Origin of the sequence: Cryobacterium sp. Hh11 (assembly GCF_004404045.1) — a bacterium.
Taxonomy (GTDB): domain Bacteria; phylum Actinomycetota; class Actinomycetes; order Actinomycetales; family Microbacteriaceae; genus Cryobacterium; species Cryobacterium levicorallinum.
Window position 1 is genome coordinate 1 of the sequence record NZ_SOHF01000016.1, and the last position, 18841, is coordinate 18841.

General features: G+C 64.9%; 21 protein-coding genes, 2 tRNA genes and 1 riboswitch. Of the genes, 14 read left to right on the top strand and 9 right to left on the bottom strand.

Annotation, left to right across the window (positions count from 1 at the left end; all coding sequences use genetic code 11):
• On the bottom strand, window positions 1–215 hold a 215-nt coding region (locus tag E3T46_RS07155), incomplete at its 3' end, for a hypothetical protein (RefSeq protein ID WP_194092395.1).
• A 43-nt stretch (window positions 216–258) separates the two neighbouring features.
• Window positions 259–368: riboswitch (TPP riboswitch) on the top strand.
• 33 nt (window positions 369–401) lie between these two features.
• Between E3T46_RS07155 and E3T46_RS07160 the strand changes: the two genes are divergently transcribed.
• The 5 genes from E3T46_RS07160 (at window position 402) to E3T46_RS07180 (ending at window position 4220) form a co-directional block, all read left to right on the top strand.
• A complete protein-coding gene (locus E3T46_RS07160) occupies window positions 402–1040 on the top strand; it encodes an ECF transporter S component (RefSeq protein ID WP_092451916.1) in 639 nt (212 codons plus the stop codon).
• Window positions 1041–1048: 8 nt separating this feature from the next.
• Entirely contained in the window at window positions 1049–2545 is a 1497-nt protein-coding gene (locus tag E3T46_RS07165; RefSeq protein ID WP_166790191.1) for an ABC transporter ATP-binding protein, read from the top strand.
• The gene (locus E3T46_RS07170) at window positions 2542–3324 is read left to right on the top strand and encodes an energy-coupling factor transporter transmembrane component T (protein WP_134578011.1); all 783 of its coding nucleotides are present in this window, start codon (window positions 2542–2544) and stop codon (window positions 3322–3324) included. The genes E3T46_RS07165 and E3T46_RS07170 overlap by 4 nt, the downstream gene beginning before the upstream one ends.
• 4 nt (window positions 3325–3328) lie before the next feature.
• The gene (locus tag E3T46_RS07175; RefSeq protein WP_174845385.1) at window positions 3329–3880 is read left to right on the top strand and encodes an AAA family ATPase; all 552 of its coding nucleotides are present in this window, start codon (window positions 3329–3331) and stop codon (window positions 3878–3880) included.
• Window positions 3881–3947: 67 nt separating this feature from the next.
• Window positions 3948–4220, top strand: coding sequence for a hypothetical protein (locus E3T46_RS07180; RefSeq protein WP_134578012.1), 273 nt, complete (start codon window positions 3948–3950; stop codon window positions 4218–4220).
• Here the strand turns inward: E3T46_RS07180 and E3T46_RS07185 are convergent, their stop codons facing one another.
• From E3T46_RS07185 to orn, 4 genes are all read right to left on the bottom strand, one after another.
• Window positions 4221–5522: a hypothetical protein gene (locus E3T46_RS07185; protein ID WP_134578013.1), complete on the bottom strand. Its 1302-nt coding sequence runs from the start codon at window positions 5520–5522 to the stop codon at window positions 4221–4223.
• A gap of 24 nt (window positions 5523–5546) precedes the next feature.
• Window positions 5547–5897 carry a metallopeptidase family protein gene (locus tag E3T46_RS07190; protein ID WP_092451908.1) on the bottom strand — a complete coding sequence of 117 codons (351 nt, stop codon included), beginning with the start codon at window positions 5895–5897 and terminating at the stop codon, window positions 5547–5549.
• A 29-nt stretch (window positions 5898–5926) separates the two neighbouring features.
• Window positions 5927–6002, bottom strand: a tRNA-His gene (locus tag E3T46_RS07195).
• A 44-nt stretch (window positions 6003–6046) separates the two neighbouring features.
• A complete protein-coding gene (orn, locus tag E3T46_RS07200) occupies window positions 6047–6721 on the bottom strand; it encodes an oligoribonuclease (RefSeq protein ID WP_134578014.1) in 675 nt (224 codons plus the stop codon).
• An 82-nt stretch (window positions 6722–6803) separates the two neighbouring features.
• Here orn and E3T46_RS07205 point away from each other — a divergent pair, with 82 nt between their 5' ends.
• From E3T46_RS07205 to E3T46_RS07230, 6 genes are all read left to right on the top strand, one after another.
• Window positions 6804–7064: a thiol reductase thioredoxin gene (locus E3T46_RS07205; protein WP_092451904.1), complete on the top strand. Its 261-nt coding sequence runs from the start codon at window positions 6804–6806 to the stop codon at window positions 7062–7064.
• A gap of 3 nt (window positions 7065–7067) precedes the next feature.
• On the top strand, window positions 7068–8579 hold the full coding sequence (locus E3T46_RS07210) for an ABC transporter substrate-binding protein (protein WP_134578015.1): 1512 nt from the start codon (window positions 7068–7070) through the stop codon (window positions 8577–8579).
• A gap of 78 nt (window positions 8580–8657) precedes the next feature.
• The gene (locus tag E3T46_RS07215; protein ID WP_134578016.1) at window positions 8658–9605 is read left to right on the top strand and encodes an ABC transporter permease; all 948 of its coding nucleotides are present in this window, start codon (window positions 8658–8660) and stop codon (window positions 9603–9605) included.
• Window positions 9602–10459 carry an ABC transporter permease gene (locus tag E3T46_RS07220; protein ID WP_134578017.1) on the top strand — a complete coding sequence of 286 codons (858 nt, stop codon included), beginning with the start codon at window positions 9602–9604 and terminating at the stop codon, window positions 10457–10459. The genes E3T46_RS07215 and E3T46_RS07220 overlap by 4 nt, the downstream gene beginning before the upstream one ends.
• A complete protein-coding gene (locus tag E3T46_RS07225; RefSeq protein ID WP_134578018.1) occupies window positions 10456–12276 on the top strand; it encodes an ABC transporter ATP-binding protein in 1821 nt (606 codons plus the stop codon). Before E3T46_RS07220 ends, E3T46_RS07225 begins: the two co-directional genes overlap by 4 nt.
• A gap of 72 nt (window positions 12277–12348) precedes the next feature.
• Window positions 12349–12424 (top strand) — tRNA-Arg (locus E3T46_RS07230).
• Window positions 12425–12650: 226 nt separating this feature from the next.
• Here the strand turns inward: E3T46_RS07230 and E3T46_RS07235 are convergent.
• Together E3T46_RS07235 and E3T46_RS07240 are read right to left on the bottom strand one after the other, a co-directional pair.
• Window positions 12651–14066, bottom strand: coding sequence for a DUF222 domain-containing protein (locus E3T46_RS07235; protein WP_166790192.1), 1416 nt, complete (start codon window positions 14064–14066; stop codon window positions 12651–12653).
• 272 nt (window positions 14067–14338) lie between these two features.
• Window positions 14339–15313: a hypothetical protein gene (locus E3T46_RS07240; protein ID WP_134578020.1), complete on the bottom strand. Its 975-nt coding sequence runs from the start codon at window positions 15311–15313 to the stop codon at window positions 14339–14341.
• A gap of 125 nt (window positions 15314–15438) precedes the next feature.
• Between E3T46_RS07240 and nadE the strand changes: the two genes are divergently transcribed.
• Window positions 15439–16260 (top strand): ammonia-dependent NAD(+) synthetase, encoded by an 822-nt coding sequence (nadE, locus tag E3T46_RS07245; RefSeq protein ID WP_134578021.1) that lies wholly within the window; start codon window positions 15439–15441, stop codon window positions 16258–16260.
• 79 nt (window positions 16261–16339) lie between these two features.
• Here nadE and E3T46_RS07250 read toward each other — a convergent pair whose 3' ends face one another.
• Window positions 16340–17104, bottom strand: coding sequence for a hypothetical protein (locus E3T46_RS07250; RefSeq protein WP_174845386.1), 765 nt, complete (start codon window positions 17102–17104; stop codon window positions 16340–16342).
• A 101-nt stretch (window positions 17105–17205) separates the two neighbouring features.
• Window positions 17206–17436 carry a hypothetical protein gene (locus tag E3T46_RS07255; protein WP_134578022.1) on the bottom strand — a complete coding sequence of 77 codons (231 nt, stop codon included), beginning with the start codon at window positions 17434–17436 and terminating at the stop codon, window positions 17206–17208.
• Between the two features lie 139 nt (window positions 17437–17575).
• Here E3T46_RS07255 and msrA point away from each other — a divergent pair, with 139 nt between their 5' ends.
• Window positions 17576–18100: a peptide-methionine (S)-S-oxide reductase MsrA gene (gene msrA, locus E3T46_RS07260; RefSeq protein ID WP_092450966.1), complete on the top strand. Its 525-nt coding sequence runs from the start codon at window positions 17576–17578 to the stop codon at window positions 18098–18100.
• A gap of 204 nt (window positions 18101–18304) precedes the next feature.
• The gene (locus tag E3T46_RS07265) at window positions 18305–18835 is read left to right on the top strand and encodes a single-stranded DNA-binding protein (protein WP_134578023.1); all 531 of its coding nucleotides are present in this window, start codon (window positions 18305–18307) and stop codon (window positions 18833–18835) included.
• Window positions 18836–18841: the final 6 nt, after the last annotated feature.

Consider the following 18841-nt stretch of genomic DNA (forward strand, 5'->3'; position numbering starts at 1 on the left):
CGGGTGTGGCGCAACCGCCGCGCGGCGCGCGGACGGCGCGGACGGCGCGCGAAGCGTCGCCGCGCCCAGCGCGGCAGTCTGGGGCGCAGCCAGGCCGGAAAGTGCCAGGGGCCGCTCACCGGCAGACCCTGCGCAATTCGCCGCCGCCGTAGAACGAACCGGCGCATGAGCAGCAGGTACAGAGCCGCCAAAACGAGCAGAATGCCGATGCTCATGTCGTGATCCCCATGTCGTCAGTCTAAGCGGGGCACTATACTTGACCACGATCACGGGAGTCCGGTAAACCGGGCTGAGAGGAAGCTGACCAAGCTTCGACCGTCGAACCTGATCTGGATCATGCCAGCGCAGGGAGGCTTCTCAATCCCGTGCCCTGTATTCACCTACGGAAAGGGCACGAAACAGTGCATGCTACAACGAGTTCACTCAAGCAATCCGCTCCGGCGGGAGCCACGAAGCGCAACTTTCGCTGGCGCGTCGTCGACATCGTCGTCGCCAGCGTCATCGGCGTCGCGAGCGGTGTCATCTTCCTCGTCTGGAATCAGGCGAGCAATCCCCTGAGCGGTCTACTTTCGCCGCTGCTGCCGGGCCTGTCGGCACTTCTGGGCGGAGGCTGGCTGTTCGCTGGCGTGCTCGGCGGTCTCATCATTCGCAAACCCGGGGCCGCGCTCTACACGGAGCTCCTTGCCGCCGTCGTTTCCACGCTGATCGGCAACCAATGGGGACCACTGACTCTGGTGTCAGGCCTGGTGCAGGGTCTTGGCGCCGAGCTTGTCTTCGCTCTGTTCCTCTACACGAACTATCGTCTCTACGTCGTGTTGTTGGCGGGCGCTGGGGCCGGACTTGCTATGGCCATCAACGACCTGGTGCTGTGGTATCCCGGTTCAGCGAGCGCATTCGCGACGATTTATATCGTGAGCGCGATTATTTCGGGCGTGGTTATCGCCGGGCTCCTGTCCTGGTTCGCTGCGCGCGGCCTGGCTCGCACGGGCGCGCTCAACCGCTTCGCGGCGGGTCGCATCGCCGGTCGAACCGCGATCTAGGCGAGCGGATGCTGGTGGGCGCGACGCGGGGAGGCGCATCCGTCGACGCCCGCGACTGGGGTTGGCGCCATTCCGGTCGGCGGCGCTGGGCGGTGAGCGAGCTGTCCCTCCGCATCGAGCCTGGCGAGCGGATTCTCCTGCTCGGTGCATCCGGTTCGGGAAAATCGACGCTGCTGCACGCGCTGGCTGGCGTGCTCGGCGGCGACGAAGAGGGCGAGCAACGCGGTACTCTGCGCGTGAACGGCACCGAGCCTGGCAACGCCAGGGGTCAGGTCGGCCTGGTCCTCCAGGACCCCGACTCGCAGGTAATTCTCGCTCGCGTCGGCGACGATGTCGCCTTCGGTTGCGAAAATATCGGCGTGCCGCGTGAGGAAATTTGGCGGCGCGTACAGGATGCCCTCGAGATGGTCGGCCTCGACGTCCCCGTTGGCCACCCGACGTCCGCCTTGTCGGGCGGCCAAAAACAGCGTCTTGCTCTCGCTGGAGTGTTGGCCATGCAGCCGGGTCTGCTGCTCCTCGACGAGCCGACGGCAAATCTCGATCCGGTCGGCGTGCGGGAGGTGCGCGAGTCCGTCGCCCGCGTTCTGGCACACACTGACTCGACGTTCATCGTTATTGAACATCGGGTTGAGATCTGGAAGGACCTCGTCGACCGGGTGATCGTTCTGGGCGCCGACGGGGGAGTCCTGGCCGACGGATCCCCGAGCGACGTTCTCCTCGCGCAGGGAGTTGCACTGACCGCCTCCGGCGTCTGGGTACCCGGTGTGCCACACACGCTTCCTGTAAGGCGTCCGCGAGAGACCGGTCAGCCAACGCTCTTGTCGACCAGTTCTCTCGCGATTGCGCGCACTCGGGATTGTGTGGTTGCCGAAAATATCGACCTTGAGGTGCCGGAGGCCTGTGCTCTGCTCATCACCGGACCCAACGGAGCCGGCAAGTCCACCCTCGCGCTCACCCTGGCGGGGCTCCTGCGCCCCGCCGCCGGGCGGGTCGTCGCCAGCAGCGCTCTCGCCGACGGCGCAGGCAGCGACCCGATCCGCTGGAAATCGCGCCAGCTTCTGAGTCGAGTGGGCACCGTCTTTCAAAACCCGGAACACCAGTTCGTCGCTGGCACCGTGCGCGCCGAACTGGCCGTCGGACCGCGAGCCCTCGGTCTGTCGGACGCACTGCTGCACCGGCGCGTCGACGATCTGTTGGATCGCCTTCGCCTGGACCACCTGGCCGAGGCCAACCCCTTCACCCTGTCCGGTGGCGAGAAACGACGCCTGTCGGTCGCCACAGTGCTGGCCACCCAACCCCGACTTCTGGTGCTGGACGAACCCACGTTCGGTCAGGATTTTCGCACCTGGCAGGAGATCGTTGCGCTGCTGCGTGACCTCCTGGACGCGGGCACCGCCATCGTCGCGGTCTCCCACGACGCAGACTTCGTTGCCGCCATCGCTGATCGGGAATTTCGAGTCGCAGGCCGCGGCTCCAAATACGATCTCAGCGCGGTTCTGCCATGAGTGTCTTGACACCCACGCGGGGAGTGCGAGCGATCGACCGGATCAATCCGGTCGCGAAACTCGCTGCCGCGCTCCTGCTCGCCGCAGTCCTGGTGCTGACCATCGATTGGGTCTCCGCCGCCGTCGCCCTGGCCTGCGAAATGCTGCTCTTTCTGTGGGCTGGGCTTACTCTTCGAGTCTTCTTGTGGCGAACCGCGCTGGTCTGGCTGGCTGCACCGTCCACCGGAATCACGACGCTGCTGTATGGCCAGGCCTCCGGTCAGGAATATTGGTCATTCGGACTCATCCAGGTAACCGATGGCTCAATCGATCTGGCCCTCGCCACGACCCTGCGGGTGCTCGCGATCGGGCTGCCTGCCGTCGTCCTGTTCATCACCGTCGATCCCACCGATCTCGCCGACGGGCTGGGACAGGTCGTGCACTTGCCAGCCCGGTTCGTGCTCGGCGGACTTGCGGCGCTGCGGATGGTCGGGCTGTTCATCGAGGACTGGCGTGCCCTGGGACTTGCCCGCCGGGCACGCGGGGTAGCGGATGGCGCGGTGCTGCGCCGCCTGGGCAACCAGACCTTCGCGCTCCTCGTGTTGTCCATTCGGCGGGGCAGTAAACTCGCCACCGCCATGGAAGCGCGTGGCTTCGGCGCTCCCACCCAACGCACCTGGGCTCGGAGTTCAACGTTCGGCCTGCGGGAATGGTCACTCATCGGGATCGGGCTGATGATCGCCGTTTTGGCCGTCATGATCTCGGTATCAACCGGAAACTGGAACTTTGTCTTCGCCTAAATCTGTGCGCGCCACGACCCTGCTGGCGCCGGTGTTCCAGGCCGTCGCCGCCGCCGGGCCGAACCCGGTGGTGCTCATCGATGGGCCGAGTGGCGCGGGCAAGAGCACCCTCGCCGACGCCCTCGTGGCAGAGTGGCCGGGCAGTCAAACCCCGCAGCTTGTGCGGATGGACGACATCTACCCCGGCTGGGACGGCCTCGACGCGGCCATCGACCACCTGCGCCGGTACCTTCTCGAACCCCGACGCACCGGGCGGCCGGCGGCCTGGCAGCGCTACGACTGGAGCGCGAATCAGCGAGCCGAATGGCATCCGCTGACTAAAGAACGACCACTGATCGTTGAGGGCTGCGGAACGCTCGCGGCCGCTCATGAGCCGCTCAGCGACGTGCGCGTGTGGCTCGCCGCCGACGACGACCTGCGCAAACAACGAGCCCTCGACCGCGACGGCGAGGCGTTTCGAACGCACTGGGACCAGTGGCAGGACGAATGGACGGCCTACCTCATGCAGGAGGCGCCCGAACGTCGTGCCACCGTGCGCCTGCGGGCGGGCGGGTAGGCGACCAGCGCGGGCGACACGCGAGCCCACCGGTCAACCCGGGACCGACAGGACTAGATTGATTGCCATGAATACCTTCGACCGTGACGATGCCGGTGCCCCCACCCTGTATATCGCCGAGTTCATCGACGGCCCGCTCGAGGGCCAGATCGATTCCCGGGCGCTCGTGCGCGGTAAACATGCGGCCCGCATCAGCATGGTCGCCGCCGTCGCCGGTCTGGAATCGGTGTTCTGGTACGACGAGGTCGACGAACGCGACGTCAACGGGCAACGCCGCGTGCGCTATTCCTTCGACAAGGGCGAGAGTGATCCGATCGACACCGAGGTGGAGCCGATCTAACTACTGATCGAGCAGCGCCGTGATCATCACGATCGGGTGCAGCAATCGCCACCCCAGCCCCGGATTGTTGATCGCCTGGTCGAGTTTCAGCGCGGCCGAGAGTTCCTCCCCGGCCACGGTGAGCTGCACCTCTCCGACGTTCGCGCCGGTGCGCGCGGTGGCGAAATCCTTGAGTGTAACCGTGGCAGCCTCCGGCGTGGCGGCCTGCCAGGAATAACGGGTGCGGGAGACGCCGACCACGGCGGAAGCCTCGTCACCCCAGGCCGATTCGAACGTCGCGTACTCGTCGCCGGCGGCCAGTACCGGCAGCGGACCGACTCCAGCCCTGGCGCTCTCCATCAGTGCGGTGAGGTCCGCGGTGAGCGCATCGTAGGTCGGTTCGCCGATAAAAGCGCCCGAGAACGTGAAGCTCGACGCGCCATCGCTGACCTCGGCGGTGAACAGAAAACAGACGCCGGCGGCATCCGTGTAGCTGCGCGAAATTCCGGTGATGCCCTCCTCGGGCAGAAACGAAGTGGTGTTCTCGACACCGCGACGGTCCGCCAAAGCGGATGCCGGGCGCTCCAGGATCGAAGACACGATCGGGTCGGTCGCGGCGAGACCCGCGAGGCGAGCCAGATCGGTAGCGGTCCCAGCGCTGCCATCGCCCAGGCCGGTAGCGTCGACAACGGCGGAGCCGGTCAGCCCGTTCTCGGCGAGCCAGGCGTTGGCGGCTTCAACGTAGGCGTCGAGTGAGCCGAAGGCCCAGCGTGCCACACTGTCGGCGTGGTTGTTGCTCGAGCCCAGCAGGAGTGCCTGCAATAATTCCAGCTCCGTCCACTGCTCGTCGGCGAAGACCGTGACCGAGCGGGCACCGACCTGGTCGTAGTCCAGATAGCTCTGAAAATCGGCGGCAGTCAAAGTCACCACGGGGCCGGAGTCCCCGTCCGCGATCGGCTTGGCATCGAGCACGACGAGGGCGGTGACAACCTTGGCGATGGATGCCATCGGCAGTGCTTCCGCCGTTCCGGCGACGGCGATCGGCTCCGCAGCTTGCGAAACGGGACCGGTCGACGTGGCGCCGGTCGACGTGGTGCCTGAGGCATCACTCGTCGTCGCGGCGAGCACGGCGATGGCGCTCGCGCCATTGGCGGAGAGTACCGGGGGAGTGGGGGCGAAGGCACCGGCGGCGGGCGTGACGGTGGTGGCGGTCACGGCGGGTAGCGGACCGAGAAGCATCGCGGGGCCGTAGACACCGAGGCCGAGAATCACGACGGTTCCGACCAGAATTCCGATCAGACGGCCAGGACGGAAGGAGCTCATTCTGCAAGGCTAGACCGCTTGCGGTCAGCTCCAGCCGAGCTCATGCAGCCTGTCGTCATCAATGCCATAAAAATGAGCGATTTCGTGCACGAGTGTGATGTGAACTTCGTCGTGCAGGTCGTCGAGTGTCGTACAGATAGCGAGTAGCGGCTCCCGATACAGCACGATGCGATCGGGCATCTCCCCGAAGCCGTACTGGCCGCGTTCGGTCAGCGCCACGCCGTCATAGAGGCCGAGGGTGTCCAGGGTGCCGTTCTCGGGCCGGTCCTCGACCACGAAAATAATATTGTCGAGACCATCGACCATGTCATCGGGCAGCAGATCGAGCTCGCCGACAACGAGGGCTTCAAATTCGGACGCGTCCAGCTCTAGCATCACTGACCAAATCCTGAACGGTGAATCATTGGGGTGAGTAACGGGGATTGAACCCGCGACCTCCTGGACCACAACCAGGCGCTCTGCCAACTGAGCTATACCCACCATGCGTCCCCATGTCTACAACGCGGGGCAACTCAGCAATCCTATTACACCTCGGAGGCGAATAAGTGCACAACCTCCGCGGCCTGCGACTTGGCTTCGTCACTCGAGGGCCCTGGGTCGGCCACAAACACCGTCTGGCGATAGTACGCGAGTTCGCGAATCGACTCGAGAATGTCGGCCAGGGCACGGTGGCCGCCGTCCTTGGCTGGGGCGTTGAAGTAGACGCGTGGGTACCAGCGTCGGGCCAGCTCTTTGATCGACGACACGTCGACGTTGCGATAGTGCAGCTGGTTGTCGAGGCGCGGCATATAGCGGGTGAGGAAGGCGCGGTCGGTGCCGATGGAGTTGCCGGCCAGCGGTGCCTTTTGTTCGGGCGGAATGAACTTCAAGACATACTCGAGTACCTGGTACTCGGCCTCGGCCGCGCTGATCCCGTTCGGAATCTCGGTGATCAGCCCCGAGGAGGTGTGCATGTTGCGCACGAAATCGCCCATGTTTTCGAGGGCAGAGTCGTTGGGCTTGATGACGAGGTCAAGACCGGGGTCGAGCACATTGAGGTCGTAGTCGGTGATGACGACGGCGATCTCGACGAGCTCGTCGCGGTCCAGGTCCAGCCCGGTCATCTCGCAGTCGATCCAGACCAGGCGGTCGGGGCTCTTCGAAGTCGGGGTGGCGGTCGGGGCGGTCGTTGGTGCTGTATCCGTCGTGCTGTTCGTCATGCCTTGAGTCTACCGGTGGCCCCCGACAGGGCCTGTAAACTTGAAATCACTGTTCGTTTGCGCGTGATCTGCGAGGCCCCTGATGGAATTCACCCTGTATTCGTCGTCATTCTGCGAGCCGTGCATGCAGACGCGTGCCGTGCTGGCCGAGGCGAAGCGGCTCGTTCCCGGTTCGACCGTGCGCGAGATTGATGTTGCCGGTGCACCAGAGCAAGCCGAAGCCCTGCTCATTCGCAACACCCCGACCGTCATTATTACCAACGGCGAAGGTGCCGAGGTCTTTCGTGCGGCCGGCGTACCGACCCTGGCCCAGGTTCTCGTTGCCGCGGCCAAAGCCCTCTGAGTGATGAGAGCCCCCACCCGGCGCACGATTCTCGCCAGCATCACGGGTACGTTGATCGCGTCGCTGGCCCTGGTCGGGTGTTCCGCCGGAACCGCGTCCACGGACGGTGGGCCGGACACGACGTTGACCGTTGGTCTGCTCGCTACGCCCGGCAACCTCGACTACACCACGACCGCCGGTGCAGCCATTCCGCAGGCGCTCCTCTATAACGTCTACGAGGGCCTCGTAAAACTCGACAACGAGGGCGCGATCATTCCCCTGCTCGCCGAGTCGTGGACGGTCAGTGATGACGGCCTGGTCTACGATTTTGTCCTGAACGAGGGCGTGACCTTCTCGGACGGCTCCCCGTTCACCGCCGACAGCGTCAAGTTCAGCCTCGAACGCGTGAAAGACAACTGGACCGCGAACGGGCCGGCCTACCTCGATCCGATTGCCGGCATCGAGGCCGTCACTGACACCCAGGCTCGAATCACTCTGTCGACACCGAGCAACGGCTGGCTCTTCAATATGACCGGCCCGGTCGGCACCATGTTCACCGAAGCCGGCATTACCGACCTGGCTACAGCCCCCGTCGGAACCGGGCCCTACAGGGTCAGCTCCTTTAAAACCGGCGACAGCCTGGTCCTGGCTGCCAACGCCTCCTACTGGGGAGCGGCGCCGTATCTGACCGATGTCACACTGCGCTACTTCACCGATGCGACCGCGCAGACCAACGCCCTACTCAGCGGTGACATCAACCTCATTTCGGGCATCTCGCAGTTTCAACTGGTTGATCAGTTCAAATCAAACTCTGACTACCAGGTGCTCGAGGGCGCCAGCACCGGTGAAGTCACCCTGTCGATGAACAATGCCAGCGATGCGTTTAGCGATGTTCGGGTGCGGCAGGCCGTCATGTACGCCATCGACCGGCAGGCGGTCATGGACACGGTGAGTAGCGGCTACGGTCTGCTGATCGGCTCGATGGTCCCGCCGACCGACCCCTGGTACGACGCCAGCCTCGCTGACCTCTACCCCTACGATCCCGCCCGGGCCATCGAGCTTCTCGCCGAGGCAGGCAGCAGCGACCTGACCGTCGCGTTCAAGATTCCGAACCTGCCCTACGCCGTGGCTGGCGCGCAGGTAGTCAAGGCCCAGCTCGCCGAAGTCGGCATCATCGCCGAGGTGACCCCCCTCGAATTTCCGGCGGTGTGGCTCGACGAGGTGTTCGCCGACCACGATTACGACCTGTCGCTCATCATGCACAGCGAACCACGGGACGTCAGCGTCTTCGCCGCTCCCAGCTATTACGCCGGCTATGACTCGCCCGCCGTGATGGCAACATTCGCTGAAGCGGATGCCGCCGACCCGGCCGTTTATGTGGAACTCATGAAGGAAGCGACGCGCACGATGGCGGAGGACGCATCCGCTAATTGGCTGTATCTGCAGCCGGCGATTTCGCTGGCCGACGCCGATCTGCGAGGTGTGCCGAAGAACACGCCGAGCCTCGCGCTGGACCTGACGACCATCGCCCGGTAACGGACGCAGCCGTTCACCCCTACGGTTGATGTCGAGCGGATGGCGCATCCCTTTCACGCGCTTTCGAGAAAGTCTGCAATGGTTCTGGTGATTCTGCGTCGCATCGGTGTCTTCGCGACGACGGGCATCGTGGCGTCGATCGTGACGTTTCTGCTGCTGGCTATTCTGCCCGGCAACGCCGCGCGCATCGCCCTGGGCGTGCAAGCCACCGAAGCGGATGTTGCGGCGCAGGCCACAGCGATGGGTCTCGACCGCCCAGCGGTCGTGCGCTATCTGGACTGGATCGGCCACGTGCTCGTCGGCGATTTCGGTACTTCCACCGTGTCGCGTCAGCCGATCGGCCCCGACATAGCGGATGCCCTCGGCATAACGGTGATCCTGGTGCTGACCAGTGTCGTTCTGGCGCTGTTGTTCGCGATTCCGTTTGGAATTTTGACCGCGGTCCGGCAGCGGTGGCCGGACGGCGCGATTTTTTCGGGCATCAGCCAGATCGGTGTTGCCGTGCCCGGGTTTCTGGCCGGGCTTCTGCTGGTCACAGTCTTCGCCGTGACGCTGCGCTGGCTTCCGGCAGGCGGCTGGGTTGATCCGGCGGACGATTTCAGTGGCTTCATCGAGCACCTCATTTTGCCGGCGATTGCCCTCGGAAGCGTGCAGGGCGCCGTTCTCAGCCGCTATGTGCGCTCGGCCGTTCTCGACGTCATGCGCGACGACTTTATGCGCACGGCCAGGGCCAAGGGCCTCGGAACAGCGCGCGCCCTCTTTCGGCACGGGCTTCGCAACGCGGCCGTGCCGGTGATGACCGTGCTCGGCCTGCAGATCGCCACCCTGCTGATTGGCGCCGTGGTGATCGAGCGGGTGTTCAGCATTCCCGGCCTGGGCAGCCTGCTGCTCGACAAGGTCGCCCTGCGCGACCTGCCCGCAGTGCAGGGCATCGTGCTGGTGCTCGTCGTGTTCGTGCTGGTGCTGAACTTTCTCGCCGACCTGGCCTTCACTGTGATCGATCCGCGACTGCGGAGCGAGTCATGACCGCCAGCAGGCCCGCGAAATCCTCTCGTCGTGCGGTTCGTGGTGGCGACGCAACGTTCCGGGTCGGCCTCGTGATGATCGGTCTCGTCGTGCTGGCCGCCGTCGTGTCTCTCTGGTGGACGCCGTTCGACCCGGAAGGGGTCTTCTCGGACTCGATCCTGCTGCCGCCCGGCGCGGAACACCTGCTCGGCACCGACAGCTTCGGGCGCGATGTCTTCAGTTCCCTCCTGCGCGGCGCTCAGATCTCCCTGCTCGTGGGCACCGTCGCCGTTTCAATCGCGGCCGTGCTCGGCGTGCCGTTCGGCATCGTGGCCGGCATGAATCCGGGGCGGCTGGACCAATTCCTGATGCGCGGCAACGACATTTCCCTGGCTTTCCCGGCCCTGTTGCTTGCGATCATTTTCGGTGCCATTTACGGCGCCGGAACGGTCACCGCGATGGTTGCGCTCGGCATCGGCACGGCACCCGCGTTCGCCCTCATCTCCCGCAGCGGAACCCGGCAGATCATGAGCCGCGAATACGTGCTGGCCGCGCGCGCCGCGGGCAAGAACGGCCTGTTCATCGGGGTGCGGCACGTTCTGCCCAATATCAGCGGCATGCTCATCGTGCAGGCCTCGGTCTCGTTCGGCATCGCGGTGCTCGCCGAGGCCGCGCTGTCCTACCTCGGTCTCGGCACGCCCCCACCCACGCCCTCGTGGGGCCGCATGCTGCAGGATGCCCAGGGCTACCTGTTCATCGAACCGTTGCTCATCGTCTGGCCGGGGATCGCTATCGCCATCGCGGTGCTGGGCTTCAACCTGCTCGGTGACGGTCTGCGCGATCGCTTCGACCCGCGCATGCAGGTGAAACGGTGACCGCGCCCGCCCTCAGCGTGACCGACCTGCGGGTCAGTTCGCACTTCACTGAACTCTTGCACGGCATCAGCTTTGATATCGCCGCCGGCGAACGGGTCGGCCTGATCGGGGAATCCGGGTCGGGAAAGTCGCTCGCCGCGACATCCGTTATGGGACTGCTGCCCGATACCCTCACGGCCACCGGTTCGGTGCGCCTGGGCGGCGTCGATACCAACCTGCTCACGGCCGGCGAGCGCCGCCTGAACCAGGTGCGCGGGAACACCATGGCGATGGTCTTTCAGGAGCCGATGACCGCCCTGAATCCGCTCATGCGGGTCGGAGCTCAAATCGCTGAAATCATGACGGTGCACCGCACCCAACCCAGTCGGCGACAGGCCCAGGACCGTGCCGCCCTGCTGCTAGCCCAGGTCAAGCTGCCCGACCCGGCCCAGGCGGCCTTCGCCTTTCCCCACCAGCTCTCCGGTGGTCAACGCCAGCGGGTTTTGCTCGCCATGGCCATGGCGAACAACCCGCAGCTGCTGCTCTGCGATGAACCGACCACGGCCCTCGACGTCACCGTGCAGGCCGAGGTGCTGGGGCTCATCGGGGGCTTGGTGGCTGACCGGGGGTCCTCCCTGCTCCTGATCACCCACGATATAGCCGTGGTCGCGCAGGTCTGCCAGCGGGTGCTCGTGATGCACCGGGGAACGATCGTCGAGGAGGGGCCGGTGGGGCAGGTGTTGGCCGCGCCGCAGCATCCGTATACGAAGAATCTCATTGCGGCCGCCGATCTCTCCGCGGTCGACGACCGAGGCCGACTGCGCACGCGCACGCGCACGCCCACGCCCACGCCCACGCGCACGCCCACGTCCGCGCCTCGGACACGAATCGCACCCAGCCGAATCGCACCCAGCCGAACCGCACCCAGCCGAATCGAAGCGGATGCCGCACCGCCGGCGATCCCGCCGCCGCACCGCGCCGCCCACCAGCGCCTTGAACCCGGAGGCCCGCCAATAATCTTCAACGAGGTGGCTGGCGAACCCGCCATTTCGGTGCGCAACCTGAGCCGGCAGTATCGGCGGCACGGCGGCCGTCTGCTCGCCCCGAAACAGATCGTGCACGGCCTACGCGACCTGTCCTTTGACGTGGCCGAGGGGCAACGGCTGGGCATCGTCGGCGAATCTGGGTCCGGCAAGTCCACCCTGATGCGCATCCTGTGCGCCCTCGACCAGCCCAGTTCCGGCACGGTCGACGTGCTCGGTCAACCGCTCGGGGGAACCTCTGAACGGCAACTACGCGAGTTTCGCAGGCAGGTGCAGATGGTGTTCCAGGACCCGATGGGGTCGCTGGATCCGCGCATGAAGGTGCGCGACATCGTCGCCGAACCCCTGCAGCACGTCGGTCGGGCCGAGATTTTAGCCCGGGTTCAAGCCCAGCTGGCCGCGGTCGGACTCGATGCCGACGTGATGGACCGGCATCCGCACCAATTCTCCGGAGGCCAGCGACAACGAATTTCCATCGCACGAGCGCTCATCACGAGGCCGCGGGTTCTGGTCGCCGACGAAGCGGTCAGCGCCCTGGACGTGTCGGTCCGGGCCCAGGTGTTGAACCTGCTCGCCGAACTCGTCGACCAGTACCGGCTCACGCTCGTGTTCGTCTCGCACGATCTCGGCGTCGTCCGCCACCTGTGCGATACCGTGGCCGTCATCTCCGACGGACGTATCGTCGAGTGCGGCCCCGTCGGCGATGTCTACGACCGGCCCCTGCACCCGTACACCCGAAAGCTGATCAGCGCGACACCGTCGATGCCCGACCTGGTCCGGCGCAGCGCCACCTGACCTGGCAGGCTTCGTCGACCTGAGCGCTTCGGTGACCGACCGCGCTCGCGACCTGTAACCTTGTACAGTCCCGCCCCCGTAGCTCAGTGGATAGAGCACCGGCCTTCTAATCCGATTGTCGTAGGTTCGATTCCTACCGGGGGCACCACGCCTGGGTGGCTGCAGTGAGTAATGCAGAAGGCCGCGACTGGCCGTTTTGCTCGAGGCGAGCCCGGTCGAAGTCAAAGATGAACAGAATTCCGGCCGCGCTTGATGGTCTTAGGTGCGCCAGGGTGGTTCGGGGCTGGGGGTGTTGGCCCGGTGGCTTTGTCCGGGGCGCCACGTCTGAGACGGGTCCCAGAGCAGGGGGCCGCGTACTTGAGGCCGACCGTCTTTCATGCGAATTTTCCATCCACTGGTATCAATCGTATGGTGATGGAACCAACACAGGAGACACCCGTTGTCGACGTTGGTCGGTCCGCCCGTTCCGGCCGGGAGTACGTGGTGGATTTCGGTCCAGCGGGCGGGGATGGTGCAGCCGGGGATGNCTGTTTGGGGGTGAAGCAGCGGACTTTGTCGCCGAGGTAGAGCACGTCGCCGTTGTGGCCGAAGATGACTTTTTGGGCGCCGCCGGAGCAGATGGTCTCTTTTACCCGGCGCAGGCTGACGGGGGCTTCGACGCCGTCGGTCCAGCCGACGCCGCGGCCTGCGTTGAGGTCGGTGGCGTTGACGTGGATCATGACGGTGGGGGCGGCGCCGCCCATGGTCGGGGTTTTGGGGTCGCGCGCGGCAGCTTGGAAGACGTCGCGGAGGATGTCGGCACGTTTCTCGCCCGCGGTGCGGCGGTCCCCGTCGAAGCGGGTGTCGCCGTTGTACTGGTCAGAACTGAACGGCTCGGCGCTGAACCGCTCAGTCTCCGTGTGGCTACCATCGAGGCCGTCCAGCTCGGCGCTGTTTGCGCCGTCGGCGCTGCCGTCAAGGGATTCAGTGGGCACGAACATCGGGGTGCGCGACCGGGCGGACAGATAGGTGTCGAAGAGGGTGTCCATGATGCCGCGCAGCTCCGGGGTGACCTCGGCGCGCAGCGGGTACAACCCGTTACGGAGCAGCCCGAACGTCAGCGTGCTGTTGGCCTCGGTCACGTCGTCGCTGGGGGCGGTGCCGTCGGGGTCGAGGCGGGCCTGCCATTCCATCGCTTGCGCCCGGAGCACGTCGGGCGTGAAGCGGATGCCCACGCCGGGGAGCCCCACGGTTTCCGGGGTGATGGCCCCGGTGGCGGTGGCGACGAGGGCGCGCTCAACCCGGTCGAGGTCGCCCGGCAAGACCTTCCCCTGCAGAGCGGTGAGGGTGCTGGCGATGATCTCCGCCGATTCCATGCCGAGTTCCCCGCTGGTCAGGCCGTCGGCGATGACCGGGTACCGGGCCGGGACGGGTAGGCCCAGCGGGGTACGTTCCACCGCGGTCTCACCGAGCTTCAGGCGCCGTTTGGCTTCGCGGCCCGAGATGCAGGCGAGTTGGGTGATGAACTCGACCCGGTTGCGGCATCCGTTCTGGTAGGCCAGCGACCCGTTGCCGAGGTCGGTTTCGGCGCGCACGCCGATGTCGGTGGTAGCGCGTAGCCTGGCCCCATCGACCTTGCGGCCGAGCCCCTCCAACGCCGCGAGAACCGCAACAGCTTCAGCATCGTAGAGGTGACCGAACCGCACATTGTCAAACGCTGCCGCCAGAATGGCACCGGCCTGAGCCACCGCTTCAACGCGAGAACCCTGCGGCATCGAGTTGGCTGCGGCGGGCGGAGCGGTGAGGGTCATGGCGTCGGTGCCTCCTTCACTCACAATTATAGCCCGAATCGTCCCTAAATACGAGCACATCTCAAGATTATTCTGACTCAAGTTCAGAAGTTTCTTCCCACCGGCGCGAGCGAGTGAACGGTTGCTTCACGAGCGCCGAAGTGACCGTTCACCCGCTCTCGCGAGGACGAAGCAGATGGTTCTGCCGCGCGCTCTCCACAAGACCTCCATCGAGGCGCTCAGAGATACCCGCCCGGTCATCGTCGGGGCCTTGGTGCTCTGCATCGAACGGGTTAGGCGATGACGTCGAGGCTCTGGTCGGTGTACAGCTGGATATTTGAGTTCGTACCGATGATCTGCTCGTTACTGTCCAAGCCGAATCCCAGCACCGTGTTCCCGGTCATAGTGAGGAACGAATTTTCCGCTCCGTCGAAGAGCTCGGGGTTGGATGCGCGCAGAGCGTCCTCGATCTGGTTCGGGTCGGCAACGAGCACCAGCGCAACAATTTGGGCGTCCGTCACGACGTAGGTGCTGGTGGACGCGATGCTGAAGACCAGGTTCGCCTGGCCTCCGTCCGGCTGTTCGCCGTAAATCCGGTCGAGTCTTACGACCGTGCCCGACGCGCGAGCGCCACCGTCCCTCGCGAGCGGCGACGGCAGAATGTCGGTCACGATGACGCCGGCGGTGTTCAGTTTGGTCCCGTCATCATCGAGAGCCGCCTGAAATTGCGGTTGCAGCTCGGCGGTCATATAGCCGGAATTCGCCGCAAACCACTCGGCCGGGGCGATGCTGTAGTTGTCCAGCCGGCTGCTGTCCAGAACCTCTTCGGTGAGAATACGCAGGGCGACCGGCAGGGCCTCCACGGCGTCGTCCTCGGTGAAGCCGAATTCGGCAAGGGTCTCGAAGTCGGTCTTGGTGGAGTCGTAGACGGCTGCCTCAGAGGTGGGGCTGATCGTGGTGTGGCAGTAGGTGCCGAACTCGTCGGTCACATCTTCGAGGCCGACCACGTCGCCGGAGTCCAGGGCGAGTTCGGAACTGCAGCCTGCGGGCGGGGCGGCAGTCGGCTGCGCGGCAGTCGGCTGCGCGGTCTGCTCAGCAGGCGCGGTATCAACTTCGTCGTTCGTGACGGCGGCGCACCCGCCGAGTCCGGCCAAGAGAATACCGGACACAGCGATTGCCAGTGCAGACCGGCTGATTCCGCGAACCGTTCTGCCGGATCGCGCTGCGCTGAACTCCTCGTGCATGCTGTACTTATTCTTAACAATCATTCTTGCGTCCCCCGAGGGGTCTTTGTCCTACCGTGCGGGAAAATTTCGCCACGATTCGCCGGTACCCCGGTGCTGATCTCGAGGGAGGCGGCAGCGCAAATTCTCGAGGATTGCTAGATTTAAGTATGCGAGAACTCCAGGCGCGAATCATCGCGGAACTCAACGTCTCACCCACCATCGACCCGGCCGCCGAGATTGGCCGCCGGGTGAAATTTCTCAAGGACTACCTCAAGCGCACCGGCGCTGCGGGCCTGGCGCTCGGCATCAGCGGCGGCCAGGACTCCACCCTGGCCGGGCGGTTGTGTGCGCTCGCCATCGATGAACTCGTCGCCGAGGGGCATCCGGCCACCTTTGTCGCTGTGCGCCTGCCCTACGCGGTGCAGCGCGATGAAGCGGATGCGCAACTCGCGTTGGAATTCATCCGCCCGCAATCGCAGGCCGTCTTCAATATCGAACTCGCTGTCGAGGGTTTCGAAACCGAGTTTCTTGCAAGCCTCGACGTGGCGATGACCGACTTCACCAAGGGGAATGTCAAGGCGCGCTCCCGCATGATCGCGCAGTATGCGCTCGCCGGCCAGCTCGGCCTGCTCGTGGTCGGGACCGACCATGCTGCCGAGGCGGTCACCGGATTCTTCACCAAGTACGGCGACGGCGGCACCGACATTCTTCCGCTGACCGGCCTGACCAAGCGCCAGGGCCGCGCCCTGTTAGTGGAGCTCGGCGCCCCCGAACAGCTCTATTTGAAGGACCCGACCGCTGATCTGCTCGATCACACGCCCGGCCAGACCGACGAAGCCAATCTGGGGCTGCAGTACGAGCACATCGACGATTTTCTCGAGGGGCTTCCGGTCGAGGACGAAGTGGCCGAGGCAATCGAATCACGCTTCCTGAGCACGGAGCATAAGCGGCGAGTGCCAGCTTCGCTGTTTGACGAGTGGTGGCAGTAAGCGCCCCAGCGCGACGAAAAAACGAGCCGGCCAGTGCTGCGAGAGCGCCGACCGGCTCGTTCGGGTGGTGCTGATTGACCTAGGTGGTCGGTGCGGAGGACGAACGAGTGAGCGGGTCTGTGCTGCGCACCTCGAGCTTGTTCACGTCGTCGAGCAGACGCTGGGTCTCCGTTGATGCGTCGGCCGCCGCCGCCGTCGAAGTGGCTGCCGGCGCACGGTTGACCGCCGCAGGAGTGAGCGGTGCCGCTCGCACTGGTGCGGGGGCGGACTCTGCCGCACTGTGCTGGTCGTGGTGCTGCTGGGCAACCCAGGCTTCCTGCTCGGCCAGCAGGTTCTTCTCGGCGCCGGAATTCTGGGCCTTCCAACGATCGAGATCGCCCTGGAAGATTTTGCGGGCACGCCCGGGCTTGTTCTGCCACTCCACCAGGCGGTCGCGAAACTCGACCAGGGCCGGTTCCAGCTGGTACCCGAATGTGGCCGAGGTTCGCTTGAGCTCATACAACTCGTGGGCGGCCCAGTTCGCGGCGATGCCCGAACCGCGGATCGGCAGCAGTCGAACTTGAATGTCGGCCTGTCCGACCGCCCGGTCGCTCATGACCTGTTCCTGCGGGGTCAGTGAATTCCAAACGGATGCCTCGGTGGCGGCATCGACGAGAGCGGCGATCGCGGCCACCTTAATCTCCCGATCCCGCTGAGTGAGGACCCGCTTGACGGCCCCCCGGGAGATCAACGCCGCCAGCACGCTGGCGATGACAATCGCACCAATGAAGACGATTGCACTGAAAACCACCGGTTCTGTGCTGACGTCTGTGAGCCAGGTTACGAAGCTATTCCACCATTCCATGTCGAGGATTTTATCCGCGCAGTTTCTGTTCTGCGGGACCAGCCTCGGCGTGCCCCCACCCAATTGGGACCAATGGGTGCAGCGCGGCACCTATTAGAGCACTAGCGGAAACAATCGATGGCGTCTTCGATGCGACAGAACACACCGAGATCGCGCGTGCGCGTGGCGAAGACTATTCTGCGGGCGCTGTACCGCTCGCCGTCGATGCCGGCGTGGCATTCGAGATAGCCGATGACAGCGCCAAGGCGGTCGACGACGCGCCACAGTCCCTCGCGCACGGGGATGAAGTCACGGCCACGAATGCGGGCGATCGGTGCGATGAGAGTGGTCATGATTGCTCCTTCTGCTTCGGCCGGCCGCGGTGGTTTCCTCCACCGTATGGGCGACCACCGACATCCGCTTTCGGCGAACAGTCGGCGATGCTGACGCAGCATTCGGCAGCGGCGACGCCGGACGAGTTAGGGTGGAGGAGTGCAAACTTTTGTGATCGCAGGTGGATGTTTCTGGTGTCTCGATGCTGTCTATCGGGTCTTACGCGGTGTGAGCGAGGTCGTGTCGGGGTATACCGGCGGCACCACCGCCGACCCGAACTATGAAGCGGTCTGTACCGGGCGTACCGGCCACGCCGAGGCCGTCGCGGTCACCTTCGACCCGGAGGTCATTCCGGCCAGCGTCATCCTTGACGTGTTCTTCACACTGCACGACCCGACCCAGCTCAACCGGCAGGGCAACGATATCGGGACCCAATACCGGTCGGCCATGTTCTACACCGATGATGAGCAGAAGCGGCTGTTTGAGACGGCCCGCGATCGGGCGAGCGAGTGGTGGGGCTCCGGCATCACCACCACGATCGAACCGCTCGGCGACTACCACGATGCCGAGGATTACCACCAGGACTTCTTCAACAAGAACCCCGGGCAGGGCTACTGCATGGCCGTTGCCGTGCCGAAGGTCAACAAGATTCGCAAGTCGTACTCCGAGTACCTCGTCGGCTAGTTTCTTCTCCACAACGGCTCGTCGGCGGGATTCTCCACTGATTCGCTTGAATCGATCCGTCGCAGCCCATGGGGGCGGCACACTCGCAGTGTGCGACCCGGGAGCGACGAAGACTGGCACGAGTTGTCGTTCCCGGGCCGTGTGCGCTCACTCTCTGTCGAGCGCCCAACGAGCGTCTTCGCGACAACCGTGCCGGGAGAAACCATGAGCGACCACATCACGATATCCGGAGTCATCGGCACCGATCCCAGTGTGACTTTCGGCAAAAACGGGACCCCGATCACCTCCTTTCGGCTGGCCTCCCGCCAGAGCCACCACGACCAGGCCAAAGACGAATGGATCGTCGACGAAAGCTGCTGGTATTCCGTCAAGACCTTTCGCCAGCTGGCCACGAATGCGGGCAAGTCGCTCAACAAAGGCGAGCACATTGTCGTCACCGGACGGCTGCTCGTTCGCAAATGGACCAACGCCGAGAAATCCGGAACTTCCGTGGAGATCATTGCTGACTCTGTCGGCCACGACCTCACCTGGTACACCACGACGCCGGTGCGCTCTGCGGCACCCTCGCGTACCAGCACCGATCAGGCTGAGCCGGACCCGGTGGAATCCCCTGAATCGGAGGAATCGGCCAGTGCGTTCGAGGCGGAGCGCGGGCAGATCGACCCTGCCGGAGACGGCTTTGTACCGATCGACACCGACGCGGATGTGGATGCCTACGCGCGTTTAGACTCGTAACATCGT

Coding starts and splice junctions, on each gene's coding strand:
- E3T46_RS07165 (WP_166790191.1), top strand. CDS start 1,049: ATGCTGGTGGGCGCGACGCGGGGAGGCGCATCCGTCGACGCCCGCGAC.
- E3T46_RS07170 (WP_134578011.1), top strand. CDS start 2,542: ATGAGTGTCTTGACACCCACGCGGGGAGTGCGAGCGATCGACCGGATC.
- E3T46_RS07180 (WP_134578012.1), top strand. CDS start 3,948: ATGAATACCTTCGACCGTGACGATGCCGGTGCCCCCACCCTGTATATC.
- E3T46_RS07185 (WP_134578013.1), bottom strand. CDS start 5,522: ATGAGCTCCTTCCGTCCTGGCCGTCTGATCGGAATTCTGGTCGGAACC.
- E3T46_RS07190 (WP_092451908.1), bottom strand. CDS start 5,897: ATGCTAGAGCTGGACGCGTCCGAATTTGAAGCCCTCGTTGTCGGCGAG.
- orn (WP_134578014.1), bottom strand. CDS start 6,721: ATGACGAACAGCACGACGGATACAGCACCAACGACCGCCCCGACCGCC.
- E3T46_RS07205 (WP_092451904.1), top strand. CDS start 6,804: ATGGAATTCACCCTGTATTCGTCGTCATTCTGCGAGCCGTGCATGCAG.
- E3T46_RS07210 (WP_134578015.1), top strand. CDS start 7,068: ATGAGAGCCCCCACCCGGCGCACGATTCTCGCCAGCATCACGGGTACG.
- E3T46_RS07215 (WP_134578016.1), top strand. CDS start 8,658: ATGGTTCTGGTGATTCTGCGTCGCATCGGTGTCTTCGCGACGACGGGC.
- E3T46_RS07220 (WP_134578017.1), top strand. CDS start 9,602: ATGACCGCCAGCAGGCCCGCGAAATCCTCTCGTCGTGCGGTTCGTGGT.
- E3T46_RS07240 (WP_134578020.1), bottom strand. CDS start 15,313: ATGATTGTTAAGAATAAGTACAGCATGCACGAGGAGTTCAGCGCAGCG.
- nadE (WP_134578021.1), top strand. CDS start 15,439: ATGCGAGAACTCCAGGCGCGAATCATCGCGGAACTCAACGTCTCACCC.
- E3T46_RS07250 (WP_174845386.1), bottom strand. CDS start 17,104: ATGGAATGGTGGAATAGCTTCGTAACCTGGCTCACAGACGTCAGCACA.
- E3T46_RS07255 (WP_134578022.1), bottom strand. CDS start 17,436: ATGACCACTCTCATCGCACCGATCGCCCGCATTCGTGGCCGTGACTTC.
- E3T46_RS07265 (WP_134578023.1), top strand. CDS start 18,305: ATGAGCGACCACATCACGATATCCGGAGTCATCGGCACCGATCCCAGT.